This is a genomic window from Mycobacterium sp., from assembly GCF_044342925.1.
GTDB lineage: Bacteria > Actinomycetota > Actinomycetes > Mycobacteriales > Mycobacteriaceae > Mycobacterium.
In genome coordinates this window covers 1-16,258 of record NZ_JBIIOV010000063.1, presented here as the reverse complement: position 1 = coordinate 16,258, position 16,258 = coordinate 1, and the positions used below count along the sequence as shown (strand labels likewise).

The following is a 16,258-nucleotide window of genomic DNA, read 5'->3' as shown; positions in this document are numbered from 1 at the left end:
ACCAATCCTGCCTACGGCCAACCCATCCCGGTGTTCATCGCCGACTACGTGCTGCTGGGCTACGGCACCGGTGCGATCATGGCCGTCCCCGGCCACGATCAGCGCGACTGGGACTTCGCCGACACCTTCGGCATCCCGATCGTCGAAGTCATTGCCGGCGGGGATGTTTCGCAGGAGGCCTACGTCGGCGACGGCGCCCTGGTGAACTCCGGCCCACTCGACGGCCTGACCGTCGGGGACGCCAAGCAGGCGATGACCGCTCGGCTGGAGGCCGACGGCCGGGGCCACGCGCGGGTCGAATACAAATTGCGCGACTGGCTGTTCGCGCGGCAACGGTATTGGGGCGAACCGTTTCCCATCGTCTACGACGCCGACGGCCGCGCCCACCCACTGCCGGAATCGATGCTGCCGGTGGAGCTACCCGACATCGAGGACTATTCGCCGGTGCTGTTCGACCCGGACAGTCCCGACAGCGAGCCTTCGCCGCCGCTGAACAAGGCAGGCGACTGGGTGCATGCCGAGCTGGATCTGGGCGACGGCCTGAAGACCTACACTCGTGATACCAACGTGATGCCCCAGTGGGCCGGAAGTTCCTGGTACGAGCTGCGTTACGCAGACCCGCACAACAGCGAGCAATTCTGCGCCAAGGAGAACGAGGCGTATTGGATGGGCCCGCGCCCGGCTGAGCATGGCGCCACCGACCCCGGCGGCGTGGACCTCTACGTCGGCGGTGTGGAGCACGCGGTGCTGCACCTTCTGTATTCGCGGTTCTGGCACAAGGTGCTGCACGACCTCGGCTACGTCAGCTCCCGGGAGCCCTACCGCCGCCTGGTGAACCAGGGTTACATCCAGGCGTTCGCCTACACCGATTCCCGCGGTGCCTATGTGCCGGCGGCCGAGGTGGTGGAGCGTGACGGCAAGTTCTTCTTGCCCGGCGCCGACGGCGAGGTAGAGGTGTTCCAGGAGTTCGGCAAGATTGGTAAGAGTCTGAAGAACTCGATCTCACCCGACGAGATCTGCGACTCCTACGGAGCCGACACGTTGCGGGTCTACGAGATGTCGATGGGCCCGCTGGAGGCGTCGCGGCCCTGGGCCACCAAGGATGTCGTCGGCGCGCACCGGTTCCTGCAGCGGGTGTGGCGGCTGGTGGTCGACGAGACCAGCGGTGCGACAAAGGTTTCCGAGGACGGGCTCGACGACGCTACGCTGCGCGCCTTGCACCGCGCCATCGCCGGGGTACGCGACGACTACACCAATCTGCGCAACAACACCGCGGCGGCCAAGCTGATCGAGTACACCAACCACCTGACCAAGACCGGCGTCACCGACCGGGCCGCACTGGAGCCGCTGGTGCTGATGGTTGCACCGCTGGCCCCGCACCTGGCCGAGGAACTCTGGCTGCGGCTGGGCCACGACACGTCGCTGGCGCACGGCCCGTTCCCGCACGCCGACGAACGCTATCTGACGGCCGACACCGTGGAATACCCGGTGCAGGTCAACGGCAAGGTCCGCGGGCATGTCACCGTCGCCGCCGACGCCGGCAAGGACGCCCTGGAGCAGGCCGCGCTGGCCGACGAGAAGGTCCTGACCTTCCTGGCCGGCGCCGCCCCGAAGAAGGTCATCGTGGTCCCCGGCCGACTGGTCAACATCGTCGTCTGACGCGATTTTGGTGCGCTAGCGAGCGCTCACCGCTCGAAACTGCACCCAAATCAGCGGGAGAGCGGCCCCCGGGGCCGGACGATCACCTCGTAGGTGTGCGCGTCCGGCGGGGTGGCCACCACCTGAGCGACCGCGGCGGCGACGGTCTGCGGGGTGAGGAACCTCGCGGGGTCGTACTCGCCGCCCTCGTAGGCCACCAGATCGCGCTGCATCTCGGTGTCCACCCGGCCGGGGTGGATGCTGGTGACCCGCAGCAGCGGCTCGTCGGCGCGCAGCGAATCGCCGAACGCCCGGAGCGCGAACTTGCTCGCCGAGTACGACGCCAACCCGGGGGAGGGGTTGATGCCCGAGCCGGAGTTGATGAACACCACCTGCCCGCGTGCCGCTCGCAGGGCCGGCAGCAGCGCCAGCGTCAGCGCGACCGCACCGGTGACGTTGACCTCGAAGGTGGCCCGCCACTGCTCCGGCGTGGATTCGGCCACCCGGCCCGGGTAGGCCACCCCAGCGTTGTGCACCAGCACATCCAGCTCGGTCAGAATCTCTGCGCCGGAGGCGATGTCGTCGACGTCGGTGAGGTCCAGTGGCCAGGTGGTGGCGCCCAGCCGCTCGGCGACGGCATCCAGCCGGGCCGACGGCCGGCCGGCGAGAAGCAGGGTGTGGGTGGGCGCCAGGGCTTCGGCGATCGCCGCGCCGATACCCCCGCTCGCCCCAGTGATCAATGCCATCGGCATATCTGTAGACATCGCGGATCACCCTACCGACCGGCGTCCGGAGCCCCGGGGCCGCAGAATGAACCCGTGGCTTTCGATGCCGGCTTCGCGCCGACGCAACTCGCCGCGCGGGCGGCGTACCTTCTGCGCGGCAACGATCTGGGGCATATGACGTCGGCCGCGCCCCGGCTCTACCCGCACATGTGGAGCTGGGATGCGGCGTTCGTGTCGGTCGGCCTGGCTGCGCTGAGCGTGGAGCGGGCGGTCGTGGAACTGGACACGCTGCTGTCGGCGCAGTGGGCCAACGGGATGATCCCGCACATCGTCTTCGCCGACGGCGTCGACGGCTACTTCCCCGGACCGGACCGGTGGGCGTGCCGGCAGCTGACCGACGCCGCGCCGGCGGACCGGCAGACCTCCGGCATCACTCAGCCGCCGGTGCACGCCATCGCTGTGCAGCGCATCCTCGACCGGGCCCGTACCCGCGGCCGGTCGACACGCGCGGTCGCCGAGAGCTTCTTGGATCGGCGCTGGAACGACCTGTTCCGCTGGCACCGCTGGTTGGCCGAGGCCCGCGATCCCCAGCAGCGCGGCCGGATCACGCTGTACCACGGCTGGGAGTCGGGGATGGACAACTCGCCTCGTTGGGATTCGGCCTACGCCAACGTAATCGCCGGTTCGGTGCCGAGTTACGAACGCGCCGACACCCACATCATCAGTGACCCGAGCCAGCGGCCGTCCGACGGGGAGTACGAGCGTTATCTGTGGCTGCTGGAGGAGATGAAGTCCGTCGGCTACGACGACGTCCTATTGCCGCAAACGATGAGCTTCGCGATGGAGGACGTCTTCGTCTCCGCGATCTTCTCCGTCGCCTGCGAAGTGCTGGCCAACATCGGCGAGGACTATAAGCGGCCCAACGCTGACGTCCGCGAGCTCTATGGCTGGGCGGCGCGGTTCCGTGCAGGCGTGGTCGACACCGCCGACCAACGAAGCGGCGCAGCAAGGGATTTCGACATGCGCGCCGGATCCTGGATCAGCACCGACACCGCCGCTCAGTTCGCCCCGCTGCTGTGCGGGGGACTCGAACACAACCAGGAACGGGCGCTGCTGAAGATCTTCGAGGGGCCGCGGTTCTGTGGGCATCCCGACCTCAAATTCGCGCTGCTGCCCTCGACCTCGCCGGTATCGCGGGACTTCCGGCCGCGGGAGTATTGGCGCGGCCCGGTCTGGCCGGCGCTGAACTGGCTGTTCTGCTGGGCGTTCGCCCGGCGGGGCTGGTCGGAGCGGTCCCTGATGTTGCGCGGGGAAGGCCTGCGGCAGGCGAGTGACGGAACGTTCGGGGAGTACTACGAACCGTTCACCGGTGAGCCGCTGGGCAGCATGCAGCAGTCGTGGACCGCCGCGGCGGTGCTGGACTGGCTGGGCTAGCCGCGCGACGAGGAGCGGGGCATGGGCTAGCCGGACCGATTCAGTTTTCGTTGGCGGTGAGCCGTTCCAACGGCTTGAGCGCGCGCACCAGATCGGCGCGTTCCCCGTCGTTCAGCCGGCCGAGCAACTCGGTCAGGTAGACCCGGCGGGTCTCCAGCGCGTCGCGGTACTGGACCATTCCCGCCGGGGTGACCTCGACCAGCACGGCTCTCATGTCGGAGGGGTCGCGGGATCGTTTGACCAGCCCGAGTCTCTCCAGCCGCCGGATGGCGACGGTGGTGGTGGGTGTCCGCACCCGCTCCCGCGCCGCCAACTCGGTCATCCGGATCGGGCCGCTGTCGATCAACGTCAGCAGAATGGACACCTGCGCCATCGTGAGATCGGGACGTGAACTTTGAGCCGGATCACCCCGGCGCATCACGGTGACGAGTTTGGCCAGCACCCGCTGAAGGTCCCCGGCCAAGTCGGCGACCTGCATCTCGGGGTCGGGCATAGTTAGCTACCTTAGCTGCCAGCGGTAACCGGATTGGACCGATGTCCCCGGCTCGTTTCGCACAACACCTGCGACAGCAAGCGCCGGCGCCGGTCGGCGCGGGCGGCTGCGAAGATTTGCTCGACCTGTCCGGACTGCACCACGACCGAGTCGGCGGTCCGCCGTGCGAAGCCCATTTCGCGAGTCGCAGCGACCATGGCCGTGCCCTCGCGGGCCGGGTTCATGTTCCGGCACGGCGGTCACGCCACCGGACTAGGGCCTCCGCCGGACCGAGGTCGTAGTCAGGGCCGTCGCAGCCAACGGTCAGCAGGGTGACGCCGAGACCGGCCAGCGCTTCGGCGTTGGCTGTGATCGTCGCGGCGTCGCGGCCCTGCACCCCGCAGGATCGTTCCACCGTCGCGGGATCGCGGCCCACCGCCCCGCAGTGCCCGTCGAGGACCGCCGCTTTGGCCGGGTAGGTCTGCGCGTTGGTGAAGCTGTGCCAGATGTCGGCGTGCTGGGCGACCAGCCGCAGGGTTTTCTTCTCACCCCCGCCACCGATCAGGATCGGGATGCGCCGCGTCGGAGCCGGGTTGAGCTTGGCCAGCCGCGCCTCGATGCGCGGCAGTGCCTCGGCGAGGTCGTCCAATCGGCCTCCGGCCGTGCCGAACTCGTAGCCGTACTCGTTGTAGTCCTTCTGCATCCAACCCGAACCGATGCCGAGGATGAGCCGGCCGTCTGAGATGTGGTCGACGGTGCGGGCCATGTCGGCGAGCAGTTCGGGGTTGCGGTAGGAGTTGCAGGACACCAGCGCGCCGATCTCGATGCGGGAGGTCTGCTCGGCCCACGCGCCGAGCATGGTCCAGCACTCGAAATGGGCGCCGTCGGGATCGCCGTAGAGCGGATAGAAGTGGTCCCAGTTGAACGCGATGTCCACGCCGAGGTCCTCGCACCGGCGGACCGCGTCGCGAATGTACTCGTAGTGGCTGGAGTGCTGCGGCTGCAGTTGCACGCCGATGCGGATAGGGAAGTTCATAGCGTCACGGTATTCCCACACCATGGGTGCTTTACGCGGAAAGCACCGCTCGCAGAATGGCCACCAGGGCCCGCGGCTGGTCACCCTGAACCGAATGCCCGGAGTCCGGCACGACGACCACCCGCTGGAAGCCGGGGGCGGTGCTGGCGAACGTCCGTGCGTCGTCGTCGTTGACGAAGAAGGAGTTCGCGCCGCGCACCAGTGTGGTCGGGGTGTGCAGCGCGGGCGCGTCGTCCCAGAGCCGGAGGAACCCGTCGACTGTGCGGAAGGTGTCGTAGCGCCACGTCCAGGTGCCGTCGTCGAGCTGTTTGGCGTTGTGAAAAACCCCGCGGCGCAAAGATTCCCGTGATCGGTTCGGGGACGCGGCGACGGCGGCGTCCACCATGGCCTCGAAGTCGGGGAAGCTGCGCTCGCCCCGGACCAGTGCCACCGCGCCCATCTGCGCCTTGGTCATCTGCTCGTGGCGCTCGGGAGCCGACGGGGTGACGTCGATCATCACCAGCCTGCGCACCCGCCTCGGTGCCGTGACGGCCAGCCGCATCGCTGTCAGCCCGCCCAGCGACATGCCGACCACCAGCGCGGCGTCGGGTGCCAGTTCGGCGATCACCGGTTCGACGGCCTCCGCGTTGAGGACGGGTCCGTAATCGCCGTCCTCCCGCCAGGTAGAACGACCGTGGCCGGGCAGGTCGATCGCCAGCGCCGGCAGACCCAACCCCAGGATCACGGTGTCCCAGGTGTGCGCGTTCTGGCCGCCGCCGTGCAGGAACACCACCCGCACCGGATCGGCCGGTGACCCCCAGCGCAACGCGCTGATGAGCCCGCGCTCCAGGCGCACCACGGCAGGCAGCGGGCCGGACACCCCGGCCTGTTCGGCGTTCTCGGCCAGATAGACGAACTCGTCCACGGTGCCCAGTTAACAGCGAGTGCCCAGTTAACGCGAAACGGCGGCCAGACCGCAGTCTGACCGCCGCTTCGGCTGGTTGGTGAGCAGCCGGTTACTTGCCGGCGATGAACTCTTCGAGCTGATCGCGGGCCACGTCGTCGGCCAGTTGCTGCGGCGGGCTCTTCATCAGGTAGGCCGAGGCCGGGATGATCGGGCCGCCGATGCCGCGGTCCTTGGCGATCTTGGCCGCGCGGACCGCGTCGATGATGATGCCGGCCGAGTTCGGCGAGTCCCACACCTCGAGCTTGTACTCCAGGGTCAGCGGCACGTCGCCGAAGGCGCGGCCTTCCAGGCGAACGTAGGCCCACTTGCGGTCATCGAGCCACGCGACGTGGTCCGACGGGCCGATGTGGACGTTCTTGTCCTCGATCTTTCCGGCCAGCGAGCCGGTCAGGTTGGAGGTCACCGCCTGGGTCTTGGAGACCTTCTTGGACTCCAGACGCTCGCGCTCGAGCATGTTCTTGAAGTCCATGTTACCGCCGACGTTGAGCTGGTAGGTGCGATCCAGCGTCACGCCGCGGTCCTCGAACAGCTTGGCCATCACGCGGTGGGTGATGGTGGCGCCGACCTGGCTCTTGATGTCGTCGCCGACGATCGGCACACCGGCATCCTCGAACTTCTTGGCCCACACCGGATCCGAGGCGATGAACACCGGCAGCGCGTTGACGAAGGCAACGCCCGCGTCGATGGCGCACTGCGCGTAGAACTTGTCGGCCTCCTCCGAGCCCACCGGCAGGTAGGACACCATGACGTCGACCTTGTTGTCCTTGAGCACCTTGACCACGTCGACCGGCTGCTCGTCGGACAGGTCGATGGTGTCGGCGTAGTACTTGCCGATGCCGTCGAGCGTCGGGCCGCGCTGCACCACCACGTTGGTCGGCGGCACGTCGGCGATCTTGATGGTGTTGTTCTCGGAGGCGAAGATCGCCTCGGAGAGGTCGAAGCCGACCTTCTTGGCGTCCACGTCGAACGCGGCGACGAACTTCACGTCGCGTACGTGGTACTGGCCGAAGGTGACGTGCATCAGTCCGGGGACGTTCGCGTTCGGGTCGGCGTCCTGGTAGTACTGCACGCCCTGAACCAGCGAGGACGCGCAGTTGCCGACGCCGACTATGGCGACGCGCACCTCGTTCGACCCATTCGGATTCGACGCCGTGTGCTCAGTCATGGGCGTTTACCTTTCTAGTACTTCCGGGTGGTGGTGTCAGCCTTGGTCCGGGCGGCTTTGGGCCACCCGCTCCGCGGCGATGAGTTCGTTAAGCCATGTGACTTCCCGCTCGCTCGACTCCAAACCCAGCTGATGAAGCTGCCGGGTATAGCGGTCGAACGAGCTGCTGGCCCGCGAGATGGCCTGACGCAGGCCCTCGCGGCGCTCCTCCACCTGACGGCGGCGACCCTCCAGGATCCGCATCCGCGCCTCAGCCGGAGTCCGGTTGAAGAACGCCAGATGAACCCCGAAGCCGTCGTCGGTGTAGTTCTGTGGGCCGGTGTCGGCGACCAGCTCAGCGAACCGCTGCCGACCCTTGTCGGTGAGCTGGTAGACCCGGCGGGCCCGACGCAGCACGGTGGTGCCCTCCGGCGCCGCGTCCTCGGCGATCAGGCCGTCGGCCTGCATGCGGCGCAGCGCGGGGTAGAGCGAACCGTAGGAGAAGGCACGGAAGGCGCCGAGCAGCCCGGTCAGGCGCTTGCGCAATTCATAACCGTGCATCGGGGACTCGAGGAGTAGACCCAGAACGGCCAGCTCCAGCATCGAGTCACCTCCTCGGCGTTTCCGTTACGGCGTTGCGACACATATCGCAGACACGTACCGCAATAGTATCGGACCGATATATTCAGCGCCAAGCTAGTTCCTTGTGGCGTGAACCACACAATGCTGCGCACCTGATCAGGGGTCGTTGATCCGCGTGACCGAGCGGCCGGGCCCCAGGAGCGATGTACCCGCCGGCGGCGTCGCTGGAAACGTCGACGCTGCTCGTAGGTATCTAGTCGGTCGGTCGCGTATCGGCGCAGAGGGCTCCGACGTACTCTGGTCTCCGTGCGATTGCAGCGGCAGGTGGTGGACTACGCCCTGAAGCGTCGTTCCCTGCTGGCCGAGGTGTATTCGGGCCGCACCGGCGTCACCGAAGTCTGCGACGCGAATCCGTATTTGCTGCGGGCCGCCAAGTTCCATGGGAGGCCCAGTTCGGTGATGTGCCCGATCTGCCGCAAGGAGCAACTCACCCTGGTTTCGTGGGTGTTCGGCGAACATCTCGGTGCCGTCTCCGGGTCGGCGCGGACCGCTGAGGAACTGGTCCTGCTGGCGACTCGGTTCACCGAGTTCGCCGTTCATGTGGTGGAGGTGTGCCGCACTTGCAGTTGGAATCATCTTGTCAAGTCGTACGTGCTCGGAGCGCCGCGCCCTGCCAAGGGCACGCCCGGCACCCGGACGGCGCGCCGCTCGGGCGCGCGTACGGCCAGTGAGTAGCGGCGAGGAGCAGGACCGGTTCTCCACCGCCACGCCGACGTCGGCTGACGGTGCCCCCAGGCCTGCCCGCCATCGTGCCAAGGACCGCGACATCACCCCCGCCGGAACGGACTCGCCGACCCGCCGGCGACTGCTGCCCGATGACCGGATCACCGCGATCCTGGCCCCGGTGACCGACGGTCCGCAGGCATCGAACATGCGCGACCCCATCGACGAGGTCAAGGCTGCCCTGGACGGAACGCCGAGGACGTCGGTGACGCCGCCTCCTCCGCCGTGGCGGGCCGCACCGCCGCCGCTTCCGCCGCAGGACCCGCCCCATGACAACCGTGACGGCGGACCGCCGCACGGCGACGACCCCGACGGCGACGAGCCCACCGGACGGCGCCGGTTCTTCGCGGGCTGGGGCGTGCGCCGCTGGCTGGCCGCGGCCGCGGCACTGTTCATCGTGTTGCCGGTCCTCACCTTCGCGCTGGCGTACCTGATCGTCGACGTCCCGCGGTCCGGGGACATCCGCACCAACCAGGTGTCGACGATCCTGGCCAGCGACGGCTCGGAGCTGGCGAAAATCGTTCCGCCGGAAGGCAACCGGGTCGACGTCGACATCAACCAGGTGCCTGTTCAGGTGCGCAACGCGGTGATGGCAGCCGAGGACCGTGACTTCTACAGCAATCCCGGCTTCTCCATCACCGGCTTCGCCCGCGCCCTGCACAACAACGTGTTCGGCAACGACATCCAGGGCGGTTCGACGATCACCCAGCAGTACGTCAAGAACGCTCTGGTCGGTGATCAGCGCACCGGGGTCGGCGGCCTCATCCGCAAGGCCAAAGAGCTGGTGATCTCCACCAAGATGTCTCGCGAGTGGTCCAAAGACGAAGTGCTGCAGGCCTACCTGAACATCATCTACTTCGGCCGCAGCGCATACGGCATCTCGGCAGGGTCCAAGGCCTACTTCGACAAGCCCGTCGACCAGTTGACCGTTTCCGAGGGGGCGCTGCTCGCCGCCATCATCCAGCGGCCGTCCACCCTGGATCCCGCGGTGGATCTGGAGGGTGCGACGGCGCGGTGGAACTGGGTTCTCGACGGCATGGTCACCATCGGTGCGCTGTCCCCCGAGGAACGCGCTCAGCAGGTGTTCCCGCAGACCGTCTCCCCGGACCAGGCCAAGAGTGGAAACCTCACCACCGGCCCGAACGGATTGATTCAGCGCCAGGTCGTCAAGGAACTGCTCGACCTGTTCAACATCGACCAGGAGACGCTGAACACCCAGGGCCTGCAGATCACCACCACCATCGATCCGCAGGCGCAGAACGCGGCGGTGGAGGCGGCAGAGACGTATCTCGACGGTCAGATGCCGGAGATGCGCACCGCGGTGGTGTCGATCAATCCCAAGACCGGCGGGGTCGAGGCCTACTTCGGCGGCACCGACGCGACCGGTTGGGACTACGCCCAGGGCGGTTTGCCGACCGGATCGTCGTTCAAGGTCTTCGCTCTGGTGGCTGCCCTGGAACAGGGCATGGGTCTGGGCTATCAGGTGGACAGCTCGCCCTACAAGGTCGACGAGAAGCTCACCATCAACAACTCCGAAGGCGAGAGTTGCGGCACCTGCAACATCGCCGAGGCGCTCAAGCAGTCGCTGAACACCAGCTACTACCGGCTGATGCTGAAGCTGCGCAACGGCCCCGGCGACGTCGCCGACGCCGCCCACCGCGCCGGCATCCCGGAAAGCTTCCCCGGCGTCGCCCACACGCTCTCCGAGGATGGCCTGGGCGGACCGCCCGCGCCCGGTGTGGTGCTGGGTAAGTACGAGACCCGGGTCATCGACATGGCATCGGCCTACGCCACCTTGGCCAACTCCGGGATCTATCACCGGCCGCACTTCGTCGAGAAGGTGGTCAACGCCCAGGGCGAGGTGCTCTTCGACGCGGCTTCGGAGGAGAACGCCGGCGAACGGCGCATCGAGGCGGCGGTCGCCGACAACGTCACCGCGGCGATGCAACCGATCCCGGGTTGGTCCAACGGCCACACCCTCTCCGGCGGGCGTCCGGCAGCGGGCAAGACCGGAACCCACCAACTCGGCGACACCGGAGCCAACCGGGACGCCTGGTTCGTCGGCTACACCCCGTCGCTGTCCACCGCGGTATGGGTCGGAACGGTGAAGGGCGACGTACCGCTGGTCAACAGTTGGGGCGGACCGGTGTACGGCTCCGGGCTACCGGCCGACATCTGGAAAGCCACCATGGACGGCGCCTTGTCCGGCAGCGACTTCGAGTCCTTCCCCACCCCGGGCGAGGTCGGTGGCTACGCGGGCGTCCCCGCCGCGCCCGCACCGGTGGTGCAGGCCCCCGCGTACACCGCGCCGCCCACCTACCAGCCGACGACGCCCACCACCAGGACGGGCATCGAGGTGCTGCCGGGCATCACCATCCCGCTGCCGCAGCCCCCGCCGCCGCCGGCACCGCTGCCGCCGCCGCCTGGTCAGCCGCTGCCGCCACCGGGTCCGCTGCCGCCGCCGGGTCCGCTGCCGCCGCCGCCTCCGCCCCCGGCGCCGTTCCCGCCGCCGCCCCCGCCCCCGCCCCCGCCGGCGCCTGCGCCGCTTCCCGGTCCGCCGCCCCCGGCCCCGCCACTTCCGGGACCGCCGCCGCCTCCGTGACCCACCCGGGTGGTTCCCTGACCGCCGAGCGGGAGGAGTGGCAGCGCTCCACGGTGTCACCGCAGCCGCTGGCGGAGGATCTTCGCAGCGCCGACGATCGCGACCTGCCCAGCCGCACCGATGTTCTCGGTGCCGCGCTGTCGGAGGTCGTCGGCGGCCGGGTGGGCCGGCACGCCCTGATCGGCCGCAGCCGGGTGCTCACGCCGCTGCGGGTGATGTTCGTCATCGGATTGGTGTTCCTGGCGCTGGGTTGGAGCACCAAGGCGCCCTGCCTGCAGACCGTCGGCACCGGACCCCCGGACAGCCGGGTGGCCAACTGGGACAACCAGCGCGCTTACTACGAGCTGTGTTATTCCGACACCGTGCCGCTGTACGGCGCGGAGTTGTTGAACCAGGGCAAGTTCCCGTACAAGTCCAGTTGGCTGGAGCTGGATTCGGAAGGCAAGCCGCGCAAGCAGTACGACGGCAGCACCGCGGTGCGCTACATGGAGTATCCGGTGCTCACCGGGGTCTACCAGTACGTGTCGATGTCGTTGGCCAAGACCTACACCGCGGTCGCGAAGGCGACCAAGCTGCCGGTGCTCAACGGGGTGGCTGAGGTGGTGATGTTCTTCAACATCGCCGCGTTCGGGCTGGCGCTGTGCTGGTTGGCGACCGTCTGGGCGACGGCCATGCTCGCCGGCCGGCGGGTGTGGGACGCCGCACTGGTTGCCGCCTCGCCGATCCTGATCTTCCAGATCTTCACCAACTTCGACGCGCTGGCAACGGCTTTGGCGACCGGCGGACTGCTGGCCTGGGCCCGCCGCCGGCCGACGCTGGCCGGGATCCTGATCGGCATGGGCGTGGCCGCCAAGCTGTATCCGGCGCTGTTCCTGCTGCCGCTGCTGGTCCTCGGCGTGCGCACCGGTCGGCTCGCCGATGCGGTGCGCACATCGGCAATCGCGGCCATCACCTGGATCCTGATCAACGCCCCGGTGATCCTGCTCTATCCCCGCGGCTGGTCGGAGTTCTTCCGGCTCAACAGCCGCCGCAGCCAGGACATGGACTCGATCTTCAACGTGGTCCGCTCGTTCACCGGATGGCCAGGCCTGGACGCCGGCCTGGGTTTCTGGGAGCCGCCGCTGCTGCTGAACTCCGTGGTTGCCGTGCTGTTCGGAACGTGTTGTGCCGCAATCGCCTACATCGCGTGGACGGCTCCACAGCGGCCGCGGGTGGCCCAGTTGGCGTTCCTGGTGGTCGCGGCGTTCCTGGTGGTCAACAAGGTGTGGAGCCCGCAGTTCTCGCTGTGGCTGGTGCCGTTGGCGGTGCTGGCGCTGCCACACCGCCGGCTGCTGCTGGCCTGGATGACGGTGGACGCCCTGGTGTGGGTGCCCCGGATGTTCTATCTGTACGGCGAGCAGAACAAGGGTCTGCCCGAGCAGTGGTTCACCGCCACCGTGCTGCTGCGCGACCTCGCCGTCGTCGGGCTGATGATCCTGGTGGTCCGCCAGATCTACCGTCCCACCCAGGATTTGGTGCGCTGGCACGGCCGCATCGACGACCCGTCCGGCGGGGTATTCGACCGTGCCCCCGACGAGTTCCCGTCGTGGTGGCCGGCGCGATTGCGCCCAGCGGTCCGAAAGGAGGTGTGGGATGAAGGTCGCGATCGCCCTGTTCCCGCGTAACACCGCCCTCGATGCGGTGGGGCCCTACGAGGTGCTGCAGCGGGTGCCGTCCATTGACGTCGTCTTCGTCGGTCATCGCCGCGGCGAGGTGCGCACCGAGAACGGCATGCTCGGCTTGATCTGCGACGCCAGCTTCGACGAGCTGACCCGGCCCGATGTGCTGCTGGTGCCCGGCGGCGTCGGCACCCGCACCCTCATGCGCGACGAGCCGATGCTGGACTGGGTGCGCGAGGCGCATCAGCACACCCTGTTCACCACGTCGGTGTGCACCGGCAGCCTGATCCTCGGGGCCGCGGGACTGCTCGACGGGCTGACGGCCACCACGCACTGGGCGGCGGCGGACATCCTCGGCTCGATGGGTGCTGTCTACACCCCGCAACGGGTGGTCGAGCACCTGCCGCAGCGGATCATCACCGCCGCGGGTGTGTCCAGCGGTATCGACATGGCGCTGCGCCTGGTGGAACTGCTGGTCGACCGCCAGGCCGCCGAAGCCAGCCAGCTGATGATCGAGTACGACCCCGAACCGCCGTTCGACTCCGGCGATCTCGGCAAGGCCTCGGAGGCCACCCGGCTACTGGCGCTGGAGTACTTCACCCAGCGCCACTGATTTCGCTGATCAGCGCGGCCTCCTGTAACCTGAGCCGGTTGCCGACGCAGGCGACCCTCCTGCCACGGAATTCGCCGTGGCCGCAGACGACCATAGGAGGTGATGAGGTTTCCATGCGTCCATACGAAATCATGGTCATTCTTGACCCCACTCTCGACGAGCGCACTGTTGCCCCGTCCTTGGACACGTTCCTCAACGTGATCCGCGGAGACGGCGGAACAGTGGAGAAGGTCGACATCTGGGGCCGGCGCCGGCTGGCCTACGAGATCGCCAAGCACGCCGAAGGCATCTACGCCATCGTCGACGTCAAGGCCAAGCCCACCACGGTGTCCGAGCTCGACCGTCAGCTGAACCTGAACGAGTCGGTGCTGCGGACCAAGGTGATGCGGACCGACAAGCACTGACCGCGACGTGGATAACGTGCCCGCCACGTCGTAGGTCCTGCTTAGTCTCATCGCAGGGCTCACCGCAGTCGCGCGTGCGCATCCACCAATCCCCAGGAGGACCTTGTGGCCGGTGACACGACCATCACCGTCGTCGGAAACCTGACGGCGGATCCCGAACTGCGGTTCACCCCGTCCGGTGCGGCCGTCGCCAACTTCACGGTGGCGTCGACGCCGCGCATCTACGACCGCCAGAGCGGTGAGTGGAAGGACGGCGAGGCGCTGTTCCTGCGCTGCAACATCTGGCGCGAGGCGGCGGAGAACGTCGCCGAGAGCCTGACCCGCGGCTCACGGGTGATCATCACCGGTCGGCTCAAGCAGCGGTCCTTCGAAACCAAAGAGGGTGAGAAGCGCACCGTCATGGAGGTCGAGGTCGAGGAGATCGGACCTTCCCTGCGGTACGCCACCGCCAAGGTCAACAAGGCCTCCCGCGGCGGCGGCGGCGGTGGGTTCGGTGGCGGAGGTGGCGGCGGCGCGGCTGCCGGCGGTCCCCGCTCGAATCCGGCTGCGTCGCAGGACGATCCGTGGGGCAGCGCACCGGCCTCCGGCTCGTTCGGCGGCAGTGACGACGAACCGCCCTTCTGACATTCACCCGCGCCCGGCCCTGAACCTCCAAGCGCGAACTCCCAGAACGAAAGAGATTGACCGATGGCCAAAGCCAAACCCACCAAGCGCCGTCCGGCACCGGACAAGCCAATCAAGACCCGCAAGTGCGTGTTCTGCTCCAAGAAGGGCCAGAGCATCGACTACAAGGACACCGCGCTGCTGCGCACCTACATCAGTGAGCGCGGCAAGATCCGTGCCCGCCGGGTCACCGGCAACTGCGTGCAGCACCAGCGCGACATCGCCATTGCCGTGAAGAACGCCCGCGAGGTCGCCTTGCTGCCGTTCACTTCGGCCACTCGCTAGGCCACGCGACAGAGATACGGAGCCACACATGAAGCTGATCCTCACCGCTGAGATCGACCACCTGGGGACCACCGGGGACACCGTGGAAGTCAAGGACGGGTACGGCCGCAACTTCCTGCTGCCCCGCGGCCTGGCTATCCCGGCCACCCGCGGCGCACAGAAGCAGGCCGACGACATCCGTCGGGCCCGGGAGACCAAGACGGTCCGCGACCGCGAGCACGCCGAGGAGATCAAGGCCGCCCTCGTCGGTCTGGGCCCGGTCGCGCTGGCCGTCAAGGTGGCCGGCGACTCAGGCAAACTGTTCGGTTCGGTGACCGCGAACGACATCGTCGTGGCGATCAAGAAGGCCGGCGGCCCCAGCATCGACAAGCGTGCCGTCCGTCTGCCCAAGGCGCACATCAAGGAGATCGGCACCCACACCGTGGGCGTGCACCTGCACCCGCAGGTCGACGTCGACGTCACTGTGGAGATCGCCGGGCAGCGCTAAGCACCCGCCAGCTTTACGGAATCCCCGGTGTCGGCCACGCGGCCGCACCGGGGATTCTGCTTTCCGGCGAACCTCGCCCACGCCACTGAGCACAGCAAATGTTACTGACCGTTAACCTTTTGCATCCGCAACAGGCATGCAACACGCCCGCGCGGGCATGGATTCCCGACACGCCGGAGTACTTGTCATCCACAACCATGCAGAGCCCCAATCAGGGCTTTACATGGACAGATGCAACATATTGAGCCGTTGATCCACAGGTTGTCCACAACCCGCCAACACCGTTGTGCCCAGATATGCACAAGCGGCTAACAGGTTGGTGAACAGGTCCGGTTTGTGTCGGCCGCAGCAACGCCTAGCGTTCCTCTCGGCACCCGGGCCCGGTGGCTTCGAACCAGCGAGTTGTCAGTGCCCGGACCTATCGTGACAGCGTTTGGCCGACCCGTCGTTTCGACCGTCGGTGTGGTGGTGTGAAGGAGGTCGGCAGCGCCGATGGCAGTCGTCGACGACCTGGGGCAGCAGGGAGCCGGGTCCCCGCCGCCCGCCGAGGACTTCGGCCGTCAGCCACCGCAGGATCTCGCCGCCGAGCAGTCGGTGCTGGGCGGCATGCTGCTGAGCAAGGACGCTATCGCCGACGTGCTGGAGCGGCTGCGGCCCGGCGATTTCTACCGGCCCGCGCACCAGAACGTCTACGACGCGATCCTGGACCTCTACGGTCGCGGCGAGCCGGCAGACGCGGTCACCGTCGCCGCCGAACTGGACCGACGGGGCCTGCTGCGCCGCTTC

Annotated in this window: 17 protein-coding genes and 1 pseudogene; 11 read left to right on the top strand and 7 right to left on the bottom strand. The window is 67.9% G+C overall.

The features are described from left to right. On the top strand, positions 1 to 1,659 hold a 1,659-nt coding region (locus tag ADBZ6I_RS08735), incomplete at its 5' end, for a class I tRNA ligase family protein (RefSeq protein WP_526382868.1). Positions 1,660 to 1,709: 50 nt separating this feature from the next. On the opposite strand, the gene ADBZ6I_RS08730 is transcribed toward ADBZ6I_RS08735, so the two are convergent. Beyond that, the gene (locus tag ADBZ6I_RS08730; protein ID WP_526382876.1) at positions 1,710 to 2,390 is read right to left on the bottom strand and encodes an SDR family oxidoreductase; all 681 of its coding nucleotides are present in this window, start codon (positions 2,388 to 2,390) and stop codon (positions 1,710 to 1,712) included. A gap of 66 nt (positions 2,391 to 2,456) precedes the next feature. On the opposite strand from ADBZ6I_RS08730, the gene ggh reads away from it, so the two are divergent. After that, positions 2,457 to 3,797 carry a glucosylglycerate hydrolase gene (ggh, locus tag ADBZ6I_RS08725; RefSeq protein ID WP_526382866.1) on the top strand — a complete coding sequence of 447 codons (1,341 nt, stop codon included), beginning with the start codon at positions 2,457 to 2,459 and terminating at the stop codon, positions 3,795 to 3,797. 40 nt (positions 3,798 to 3,837) lie between these two features. Here the strand turns inward: ggh and ADBZ6I_RS08720 are convergent, their stop codons facing one another. The 6 genes and pseudogenes from ADBZ6I_RS08720 to ADBZ6I_RS08695 all read right to left on the bottom strand — a co-directional run bounded on the left by ADBZ6I_RS08720 (position 3,838) and on the right by ADBZ6I_RS08695 (position 7,998). Beyond that, positions 3,838 to 4,290, bottom strand: coding sequence for a MarR family winged helix-turn-helix transcriptional regulator (locus ADBZ6I_RS08720; protein ID WP_526382864.1), 453 nt, complete (start codon positions 4,288 to 4,290; stop codon positions 3,838 to 3,840). An 11-nt stretch (positions 4,291 to 4,301) separates the two neighbouring features. Then, positions 4,302 to 4,505, bottom strand: a pseudogene (locus tag ADBZ6I_RS08715) (hypothetical protein); the annotation flags it as partial. Positions 4,506 to 4,510: 5 nt separating this feature from the next. Next, positions 4,511 to 5,305 (bottom strand): LLM class F420-dependent oxidoreductase, encoded by a 795-nt coding sequence (locus ADBZ6I_RS08710; RefSeq protein WP_526382862.1) that lies wholly within the window; start codon positions 5,303 to 5,305, stop codon positions 4,511 to 4,513. 31 nt (positions 5,306 to 5,336) lie between these two features. After that, on the bottom strand, positions 5,337 to 6,218 hold the full coding sequence (locus tag ADBZ6I_RS08705) for an Rv0045c family esterase (RefSeq protein ID WP_526382874.1): 882 nt from the start codon (positions 6,216 to 6,218) through the stop codon (positions 5,337 to 5,339). 82 nt (positions 6,219 to 6,300) lie between these two features. Continuing rightward, positions 6,301 to 7,416 carry an inositol-3-phosphate synthase gene (locus tag ADBZ6I_RS08700; protein WP_526382860.1) on the bottom strand — a complete coding sequence of 372 codons (1,116 nt, stop codon included), beginning with the start codon at positions 7,414 to 7,416 and terminating at the stop codon, positions 6,301 to 6,303. A 36-nt stretch (positions 7,417 to 7,452) separates the two neighbouring features. Beyond that, positions 7,453 to 7,998: a PadR family transcriptional regulator gene (locus tag ADBZ6I_RS08695; protein ID WP_526382858.1), complete on the bottom strand. Its 546-nt coding sequence runs from the start codon at positions 7,996 to 7,998 to the stop codon at positions 7,453 to 7,455. Between the two features lie 285 nt (positions 7,999 to 8,283). Between ADBZ6I_RS08695 and ADBZ6I_RS08690 the strand changes: the two genes are divergently transcribed. The 9 genes from ADBZ6I_RS08690 to ADBZ6I_RS08650 all read left to right on the top strand — a co-directional run. After that, a complete protein-coding gene (locus tag ADBZ6I_RS08690; protein ID WP_526382856.1) occupies positions 8,284 to 8,712 on the top strand; it encodes a DUF5318 family protein in 429 nt (142 codons plus the stop codon). Positions 8,713 to 8,842: 130 nt separating this feature from the next. After that, on the top strand, positions 8,843 to 11,362 hold the full coding sequence (locus ADBZ6I_RS08685; protein ID WP_526382872.1) for a transglycosylase domain-containing protein: 2,520 nt from the start codon (positions 8,843 to 8,845) through the stop codon (positions 11,360 to 11,362). Positions 11,363 to 11,379: 17 nt separating this feature from the next. Beyond that, complete coding sequence (locus ADBZ6I_RS08680; RefSeq protein WP_526382870.1) at positions 11,380 to 13,026, top strand: glycosyltransferase family 87 protein; 1,647 nt, start codon at positions 11,380 to 11,382, stop codon at positions 13,024 to 13,026. Further along, positions 12,995 to 13,633: a DJ-1/PfpI family protein gene (locus tag ADBZ6I_RS08675; protein WP_526382854.1), complete on the top strand. Its 639-nt coding sequence runs from the start codon at positions 12,995 to 12,997 to the stop codon at positions 13,631 to 13,633. The genes ADBZ6I_RS08680 and ADBZ6I_RS08675 overlap by 32 nt, the downstream gene beginning before the upstream one ends. A 113-nt stretch (positions 13,634 to 13,746) precedes the next feature. Further along, positions 13,747 to 14,037, top strand: coding sequence for a 30S ribosomal protein S6 (gene rpsF, locus ADBZ6I_RS08670; RefSeq protein WP_313675112.1), 291 nt, complete (start codon positions 13,747 to 13,749; stop codon positions 14,035 to 14,037). A 105-nt stretch (positions 14,038 to 14,142) separates the two neighbouring features. Beyond that, a complete protein-coding gene (locus ADBZ6I_RS08665; protein WP_526382852.1) occupies positions 14,143 to 14,661 on the top strand; it encodes a single-stranded DNA-binding protein in 519 nt (172 codons plus the stop codon). Between the two features lie 63 nt (positions 14,662 to 14,724). Continuing rightward, positions 14,725 to 14,985 carry a 30S ribosomal protein S18 gene (rpsR, locus tag ADBZ6I_RS08660; RefSeq protein WP_313675114.1) on the top strand — a complete coding sequence of 87 codons (261 nt, stop codon included), beginning with the start codon at positions 14,725 to 14,727 and terminating at the stop codon, positions 14,983 to 14,985. Positions 14,986 to 15,013: 28 nt separating this feature from the next. Beyond that, positions 15,014 to 15,472, top strand: coding sequence for a 50S ribosomal protein L9 (gene rplI, locus ADBZ6I_RS08655; RefSeq protein ID WP_526382849.1), 459 nt, complete (start codon positions 15,014 to 15,016; stop codon positions 15,470 to 15,472). 492 nt (positions 15,473 to 15,964) lie between these two features. Next, positions 15,965 to 16,258: DnaB-like helicase N-terminal domain-containing protein (locus ADBZ6I_RS08650; RefSeq protein ID WP_526382847.1), on the top strand; the 294-nt coding region annotated here is incomplete at its 3' end.

What these genes read in the sequence shown, in the direction of transcription:
- ADBZ6I_RS08700 (WP_526382860.1), bottom strand. Translation starts at nt 7,416, where the DNA reads ATGACTGAGCACACGGCGTCGAATCCGAATGGGTCGAACGAGGTGCGC.
- ADBZ6I_RS08720 (WP_526382864.1), bottom strand. Translation starts at nt 4,290, where the DNA reads ATGCCCGACCCCGAGATGCAGGTCGCCGACTTGGCCGGGGACCTTCAG.
- ADBZ6I_RS08730 (WP_526382876.1), bottom strand. Translation starts at nt 2,390, where the DNA reads ATGCCGATGGCATTGATCACTGGGGCGAGCGGGGGTATCGGCGCGGCG.
- rpsR (WP_313675114.1), top strand. Translation starts at nt 14,725, where the DNA reads ATGGCCAAAGCCAAACCCACCAAGCGCCGTCCGGCACCGGACAAGCCA.
- ADBZ6I_RS08675 (WP_526382854.1), top strand. Translation starts at nt 12,995, where the DNA reads ATGAAGGTCGCGATCGCCCTGTTCCCGCGTAACACCGCCCTCGATGCG.
- ADBZ6I_RS08695 (WP_526382858.1), bottom strand. Translation starts at nt 7,998, where the DNA reads ATGCTGGAGCTGGCCGTTCTGGGTCTACTCCTCGAGTCCCCGATGCAC.
- rplI (WP_526382849.1), top strand. Translation starts at nt 15,014, where the DNA reads ATGAAGCTGATCCTCACCGCTGAGATCGACCACCTGGGGACCACCGGG.
- ADBZ6I_RS08710 (WP_526382862.1), bottom strand. Translation starts at nt 5,305, where the DNA reads ATGAACTTCCCTATCCGCATCGGCGTGCAACTGCAGCCGCAGCACTCC.
- rpsF (WP_313675112.1), top strand. Translation starts at nt 13,747, where the DNA reads ATGCGTCCATACGAAATCATGGTCATTCTTGACCCCACTCTCGACGAG.